This is a genomic window from Carboxylicivirga longa (genome assembly GCF_050589825.1).
In the GTDB taxonomy this organism is placed as follows: domain Bacteria; phylum Bacteroidota; class Bacteroidia; order Bacteroidales; family Marinilabiliaceae; genus Carboxylicivirga; species Carboxylicivirga longa.
In genome coordinates this window covers 1-2,023 of the sequence record NZ_JBNGOZ010000052.1, presented here as the reverse complement: position 1 = coordinate 2,023, position 2,023 = coordinate 1, and the positions used below count along the sequence as shown (strand labels likewise).

Annotated in this window: 2 protein-coding genes; both read left to right on the top strand. The window is 34.4% G+C overall.

Features of this window, described 5'->3' with window-relative positions; translation table 11 throughout:
- Positions 1–102 precede the first annotated feature (102 nt).
- The gene (locus tag ACRD7A_RS18970; protein ID WP_430811208.1) at positions 103–996 is read left to right on the top strand and encodes a YARHG domain-containing protein; all 894 of its coding nucleotides are present in this window, start codon (positions 103–105) and stop codon (positions 994–996) included.
- Between the two features lie 383 nt (positions 997–1,379).
- Positions 1,380–1,760, top strand: a complete 381-nt coding sequence (locus tag ACRD7A_RS18965; protein WP_430811209.1) for a hypothetical protein — start codon at positions 1,380–1,382, stop codon at positions 1,758–1,760.
- Positions 1,761–2,023: the final 263 nt, after the last annotated feature.

The following is a 2,023-nucleotide window of genomic DNA, read 5'->3' as shown; positions in this document are numbered from 1 at the left end:
AATATGCGCTTTGGCTCCGCTCATTTTGGAAAGTTTGTAAGGTTAATTCGCCTTACGCACCATGCGGCAGGCCGTTGTACCCCATTAAAAAAATAGATAAGCATGATTAATAAATACGTTGGAATAATTTTATGTATGACATTATTTTATTCTTGTGGGAATGCCGACAGGAATGAGGCAGAAAGCAAGCTAAAAGTAAAAATAGAAAATCTCAAAGAGGAAAATACAAAGCTAAATGACCGCTTAAAGGAAGCTGTTATCCAACAACAAGTTTTTGAAGAGGAGATTAATAATCTTCAAAATGAATTAAAGAAACTCAAGCTAAAAGAAAGCCCTTTAGGAGTATATTTAGAAACTAACTTTGCTAGTGAAAGTGAGTATTATAAGTTCGGTAAAGACTCCTTAGTTTGGCATTCTTGGGGTAATCAAGACAATTGTTTAGTTGGGAAATGGAAATTAGAAGATAATTGGGTTCAAATAAAATTTTACAAGCAAATAGGAAAACGAGGTATTGGAGAACCTTTGCCACCCCCAGAAGCTATTCCTGGAAATTATGTTGACCGATTTGATGAGTATGAAGATTATATCGAAGAGGTAACTGACAGTACCTATAAAACATGGGAATCCCATTTAGACTGGAGAGAAGTTTATGATTATATCAACTCTAATGATGAAATGAATTTATATGTCATTAAGAATTATACAAACAACCTAGATATATCTGAAATTGATGTAGAACCAAAAGGAAAATATCCACAAGCTTCCTACAGATTATTAGACATTGCAGACCTAAAAAATATTTCCTCAAAAGAATTGCGAATTATGCGAAATGAAGTATTTGCAAGACACCACTATGAGTTTAAATCAGAGGAATTAAAAGACTATTTTTCTAAACAAAGTTGGTATTCGGCAGAAAGAAATAATGTAGACCAGTACTTGTCGCGCATTGAAGAAGAAAATATAAAATTGATAAAACTTGTTGAAGCTGAAAAATAACGGGGTACAACACGCTAGTATAAAGCATATGGCGTTCGTAAATACTTGGAAGTTAAGTTCGGTAAATGAACACCGCCAAATCTTTGATTTGGCTTTAGAAATGAAAAGATAAAAACAAATAAAAGATTTGGCTCAGTGGAGATTTAGAAGGTTTTGTTCGTTAAATCGCCATACGCTTCATCTAGCCAACCGTTGTACCTCATTCCCCGCATCTCGCAAAAGGAAAGATTAAATTCTCCAGCTAACGTAAATTGGCTATCAAGATTTGGCTGGAAAATGATAATAGCGAGCAAAATATAAACTGCTGAATATCTGTGACTGAATTTTATATTAGTCAGAATTAAAAAAACACATTATCCAAAAGATAAAACTTGAAATTAGACATGAAGAAACATTTGACTTATTTAATTCTTGGATTGGGATTTATTATTGTTAGCTGTAATAATAATGAAAGTTCAATATTAGGAAAGTGGCAAAAGGTAAATCAGGAAAACACCAATGAAGAAGAAATAATCTCAATAGGAACTAATAGCAATACGTCCTCGAATATTGAAACTGTATTGACATTTAATTCCGATAATACTGTGGACGTGAAACAAGGTGACAATGAATATAACGCTAAATTTATGCTTCAGCCTGACTTGTTAACCTTAGGCAATCGCAAATATGAGCTGATAAAGTTAGATTCAGACAGTTTAATTTTTAAAGCGAAAAGTGATTTTAGCTTTGGAGGTAAGATTGAGAAGTATTATCGAATAAAATAATAAAAACGAGGTACAACAAACCGCCATAGCGCATAAGGCGATCACTGCGGTTCAGGAGGCGTGCCACTTCGTTCAGCTCCGCCAAATCGTTGATTTGGCTCACCAAAATGAAAAGTTAACACCAAATACAACGCTTTGGCTTCCCTCCTTTTTGGAAGGTTGGTGAGGTCAATTTCGCCTTACGCACCATGCGGCAGGCCGTTATGGCCAATTAAAAAACAAGACAGAATATGACAGATGAATTAAAGTATAAGTTTGAGGTT

What these genes read in the sequence shown, in the direction of transcription:
- ACRD7A_RS18970 (WP_430811208.1), top strand. Translation starts at nt 103, where the DNA reads ATGATTAATAAATACGTTGGAATAATTTTATGTATGACATTATTTTAT.
- ACRD7A_RS18965 (WP_430811209.1), top strand. Translation starts at nt 1,380, where the DNA reads ATGAAGAAACATTTGACTTATTTAATTCTTGGATTGGGATTTATTATT.